Annotated in this window: 1 protein-coding gene and 3 rRNA genes; 3 read left to right on the top strand and 1 reads right to left on the bottom strand. The window is 52.8% G+C overall.

Annotated features, from left to right (window positions below):
* On the bottom strand, positions 1-247 hold a 247-nt coding region (locus tag GBB14_RS10725), incomplete at its 3' end, for a hypothetical protein (RefSeq protein WP_225976694.1).
* Positions 248-295: 48 nt separating this feature from the next.
* On the opposite strand from GBB14_RS10725, the gene GBB14_RS10530 reads away from it, so the two are divergent.
* From GBB14_RS10530 to rrf, 3 genes are all read left to right on the top strand, one after another.
* Positions 296-1,825, top strand: a 16S ribosomal RNA gene (locus tag GBB14_RS10530).
* A 325-nt stretch (positions 1,826-2,150) separates the two neighbouring features.
* Positions 2,151-5,237 (top strand): 23S ribosomal RNA (locus tag GBB14_RS10525).
* 90 nt (positions 5,238-5,327) lie between these two features.
* Positions 5,328-5,444 (top strand): 5S ribosomal RNA (gene rrf, locus GBB14_RS10520).
* The 16S, 23S and 5S rRNA genes sit together here, the layout of an rRNA operon.
* Positions 5,445-5,456 lie beyond the last annotated feature (12 nt).

Genomic DNA, 5,456 nt, shown 5'->3' with positions numbered 1-5,456 from the left:
TGTTGTTTGAGAACTCGATAGTGTGCCAGCTTTGTTTTGTTGATGTGTGCTGCTTTTGTTGTGGTGTGCGTGTTTGGTTGTGTGTGGATCGGGTGCCCTTGTGATTGGGGTTTGTTTGGTCGCATGTGATTTGATGCGTGTGCTGTTTTTTAGCAGTGTGTGTTGATGATTTTTTTGGGGGTGGGTTTTCCTCGTCGGATTCTGCCCCCTTGTTTTTTGTTTTTTTTGCTAGTTTTGGGCTTTTCACGGAGCTTGTAGCTTTTTTCTGATTGCACCTTTGTGGTGTTTTTGGTTTTTTGTGGAGAGTTTGATCCTGGCTCAGGACGAACGCTGGCGGCGTGCTTAACACATGCAAGTCGAACGGAAAGGCTCCAGTTTTGCTGGGGTACTCGAGTGGCGAACGGGTGAGTAACACGTGGGTGATCTGCCTTGGACTCTGGGATAAGCTTGGGAAACTGGGTCTAATACCGGATAGGACCATCGTTTAGTGTCGGTGGTGGAAAGATTTTTTTTGGTTCAAGATGAGCTCGCGGCCTATCAGCTTGTTGGTGGGGTAATGGCCTACCAAGGCGTCGACGGGTAGCCGGCCTGAGAGGGTGATCGGCCACATTGGGACTGAGACACGGCCCAGACTCCTACGGGAGGCAGCAGTGGGGAATATTGCACAATGGGCGCAAGCCTGATGCAGCGACGCCGCGTGGGGGATGAAGGCCTTCGGGTTGTAAACTCCTTTCGGTACCGACGAAGCCTTTTTGGTGACGGTAGGTATAGAAGAAGCACCGGCTAACTACGTGCCAGCAGCCGCGGTAATACGTAGGGTGCGAGCGTTGTCCGGAATTACTGGGCGTAAAGAGCTCGTAGGTGGTTTGTCGCGTCGTCTGTGAAATCCCGGGGCTTAACTTCGGGCGTGCAGGCGATACGGGCATTACTTGAGTGCTGTAGGGGTAACTGGAATTCCTGGTGTAGCGGTGAAATGCGCAGATATCAGGAGGAACACCGATGGCGAAGGCAGGTTACTGGGCAGTTACTGACGCTGAGGAGCGAAAGCATGGGTAGCGAACAGGATTAGATACCCTGGTAGTCCATGCTGTAAACGGTGGGCGCTAGGTGTGGGGACTTTTCATGGTTTCTGTGCCGTAGCTAACGCATTAAGCGCCCCGCCTGGGGAGTACGGCCGCAAGGCTAAAACTCAAAGGAATTGACGGGGGCCCGCACAAGCGGCGGAGCATGTGGATTAATTCGATGCAACGCGAAGAACCTTACCTGGGCTTGACATGGACAGGATCGGCGTAGAGATACGTTTTCCTTTTTGGCTTGTTCACAGGTGGTGCATGGTTGTCGTCAGCTCGTGTCGTGAGATGTTGGGTTAAGTCCCGCAACGAGCGCAACCCTTGTCTTATGTTGCCAGCGCGTTATGGTGGGGACTCATGAGAGACTGCCGGGGTTAACTCGGAGGAAGGTGGGGATGACGTCAAATCATCATGCCCCTTATGTCCAGGGCTTCACACATGCTACAATGGTTGATACAACGCGATGCGAGCCTGTGAGGGTGAGCGGATCGCTTGAAAGTCAGTCTTAGTTCGGATTGGGGTCTGCAACTCGACCCCATGAAGTCGGAGTCGCTAGTAATCGCAGATCAGCAATGCTGCGGTGAATACGTTCCCGGGCCTTGTACACACCGCCCGTCACGTCATGAAAGTTGATAACACCCGAAGCCCATGGCCTAAGCCTTTTTGGTGGGGAGTGGTCGAAGGTGGGATTGGCGATTGGGACGAAGTCGTAACAAGGTAGCCGTACCGGAAGGTGCGGCTGGATCACCTCCTTTCTAAGGAGTTTTGTTTTGAGGTGTCATGGTTGTTTGTGGCATCGCTTCTATATTTTTTGAAAATCCTGTATGGAACATGCGCGATCGTGAAAGAACGTGTGTGCCACGGTGAGAGTGGTTGACGAGCATGTCGGCAAAAGTTTTAAGCAAAGCTGGTGCATTGTTGGGTGTCTGAGGCAACATGGTTGTCTTGTGGGCGCACCGGGTTATCTACTACTGCTTGTGTGGTGGTGGGTGGTTGGTGTGTGTGTTGTTTGAGAACTGTATAGTGGACGCGAGCAATTTTATTGTGTTTGTTCTTAGTGTTTTTTGATTGTTTGTGTGTCTGTTTTTTATTTAGGGCGCACGGTGGATGCCTGGGCATCGTCAAGCCGATGAAGGACGTGGAAGGCCGCGATAGTCCTCGGGGAGTTGTCAATCGAGCGTTGATCCGAGGGTGTCCGAATGGGGTAACCTAGCATGCGCTTTTTTGGGTGTGTGTTTCCTTGTGGTGAATGTATAGCTGCATAGGGGGTGTACGCGGGGAAGTGAAACATCTCAGTACCCGTAGGAGAAGAAAACAATAGTGATTCTGTGAGTAGTGGCGAACGAAAGCGGATGATGGCTAAAAGTCATGCGTGTGATACTCGGCAGGGGTTGCGTGTGGCTGGTTGTGGGGCATGTGTGTTGGTGATACTGCCGTGTCATCTCGATTGTTGGTGTGTGTGAGGCGAAGTGGTGTGGGATCACCTACCGTAGACGGTGAGAGTCCGGTAGCCGAACATATGCGTCGATGGTTGTGTGCGTGTTCCCGAGTAGCAGCGGGCTCGTGGAATCTGCTGTGAATCTGCCGGGACCACCCGGTAAGCCTGAATACTTGGCGTGACCGATAGTGTATGAGTACCGTGAGGGAATGGTGAAAAGTACCCCGGGAGGGGAGTGAAATAGTACCTGAAACCGTGTGTCTACAATCCGTCAGAGCATCCTTTTGGGTGTGATGGCGTGCCTTTTGAAGAATGAGCCTGCGAGTCAGCGGCATGTCGCGAGGTTAACCCGTGTGTGGGGTAGTCGTAGCGAAAGCGAATACTAACTAGTGTGTTTAGTGGCGTGTCCTGGACCCGAAGCGGAGTGATCTACCCATGGCCAGTGTGAAGCAGCTGTAAGAGGTTGTGGAGGCGCGAACCCACTTAGGTTGAAAACTGAGGGGATGAGTTGTGGGTAGGGGTGAAAGGCTAATCAAACTCCGTGATAGCTGGTTCTCCCCGAAATGCATTTAGGTGCAGCGTTGCGTGTTTCTTTGCGGGGGTAGAGCTACTGGTTGGTTGAGCGGGACTATCATCTTAGCAACATCAGCCAAACTCCGAATACCGTGAATGTTATAGCGTGGCAGTGAGACTGCGGGGGATAAGCTTCGTAGTCGAGAGGGAAACAGCCCAGATCGTCGGTTAAGGCCCCTAAGAGTGTACTAAGTGGAAAAGGATGTGGGATCGCGAAGACAGCCAGGAGGTTGGCTTAGAAGCAGCCATCCTTGAAAGAGTGCGTAATAGCTCACTGGTCGAGTGGTTCTGCGCCGACAATGTAGTGGGGCTGAAGTACACCGCCGAAACCACGACAGCAGCATGTTTAGTGTTGTTGGGTAGGGGAGCGTCGTGCATGCGGTGAAGCTGTGGCGGAAGCTTATGGTGGAGTGTGTGCGAGTGAGAATGCAGGCATGAGTAGCGAATGCAAGGTGAGAATCCTTGCCGCCGGATGATCAAGGGTTCCTGGGTCAAGCTCGTCTTCCCAGGGTGAGTCGGGTCCTAAGGCGAGGCCGACAGGCGTAGTCGATGGCAAACGGGTTGATATTCCCGTACCCGGTTGTATGCGACCAATGATGATGCAGTGATACTAACCACCCAGAATCACCTTTCACATGCCTTTTTGGTGTGTGGTGTGTGAGGATGCGTGGGGCCTGATCTGTCGTAGTCAAGTGATGGAGTGACACAGAGTGGTAGCCACGCCAACCGTTGGTTGTGTTGGTGTAAGCGTGTAGTCCGTGTTCTAGGTAAATCCGGGACACATTAAAGGGTGAGGCGTGATGCGTACCCACTTAGTGGGGATGGTGGTGATCCTGTGCTGTCGAGAAAAGCTTCTAGCGATGTATATGGCCGGCCCGTACCCCAAACCGACACAGGTGATCGAGTAGAGAATACTAAGGCGAGCGGGTGAACTGTAGTTAAGGAACTCGGCAAAATACCCCCGTAACTTCGGGAGAAGGGGGACCCTACACGGTTGATAGCTGTGTGGTGGTCGCAGAGTCTAGAGGGAAGCGACTGTTTACTAAAAACATAGGTCTGTGCGAAAACGTGGAAGTTGATGTATACGGACTGACGCCTGCCCGGTGCTGGAAGGTTAAGAGGACCTGTTAGACCTTTTGGGTCGAAGCGGAGAATTTAAGCCCCAGTAAACGGCGGTGGTAACTATAACCATCCTAAGGTAGCGAAATTCCTTGTCGGGTAAGTTCCGACCTGCACGAATGGCGTAACGACTTCCCTGCTGTCTCAACTACAGGCCCGGTGAAATTGCAGTACGAGTAAAGATGCTCGTTACGCGCGGCAGGACGAAAAGACCCCGGGACCTTCACTACAACTTGGTATTGGTGTTCGGGTCGGTTTGTGTAGCATAGGTGGGAGACGTGGAAGCATTAACGCTAGTTGGTGTGGAGTCGCACGGTGAAATACCACTCTGACCGATTCGGATATCTCAACCTTGGCCCATGATCTGGGTTGGGGACAGTGCCTGGTGGGTAGTTTAACTGGGGCGGTTGCCTCCCAAAGAGTAACGGAGGCGCCCAAAGGTTCCCTCAGCCTGGTTGGCAATCAGGTGTTGAGTGTAAGTGCACAAGGGAGCTTAACTGTGAGACAGACATGTCAAGCAGATACGAAAGTAGGGACTAGTGATCCGGCACCTCATCGTGGATTGGGTGTCGCTCAACGGATAAAAGGTACCCCGGGGATAACAGGCTGATCTTCCCCAAGAGTCCATATCGACGGGATGGTTTGGCACCTCGATGTCGGCTCGTCGCATCCTGGGGCTGGAGTAGGTCCCAAGGGTTGGGCTGTTCGCCCATTAAAGCGGCACGCGAGCTGGGTTTAGAACGTCGTGAGACAGTTCGGTCTCTATCCGCCGCGCGCGTTGAAACTTGAGAAAAGCTGTCCTTAGTACGAGAGGACCGGGACGGACGTACCTCTAGTGTGCCAGTTGTTCCACCAGGAGCACGGCTGGTTAGCTACGTACGGACAGGATAACCGCTGAAAGCATCTAAGCGGGAAGCCCCTTTCAAGACCAGGTTTCTTTTGAGGTACCCCAGAGATGATGGGGTTGATAGGCCAGAACTGGACGCACAGTAATGTGTTCGAGGTGACTGGTACTAACCCACCAACAAAAAACACACACGCAACACAAAAACAAGCACACACGATAAGCCGCACGCGTCCACTACACAGTATCTGAAACAACACAAACCCACACACAAAAAAGATGTGTCGGTGGTTATAGCATCGGGGACACGCCCGGTCCCATTCCGAACCCGGAAGCTAAGCCCGACAGCGCTGATGGTACTGCACCCGGGAGGGTGTGGGAGAGTAAGTCACCGCCGACCTAAAACTTCACA

It is taken from the genome of Corynebacterium sp. 51B, from assembly GCF_008930785.1.
GTDB lineage: Bacteria > Actinomycetota > Actinomycetes > Mycobacteriales > Mycobacteriaceae > Corynebacterium > Corynebacterium megadyptis.
The sequence above is the reverse complement of the archived record's forward strand: the minus strand, read 5'-3'. Positions and strand labels throughout refer to the sequence as shown.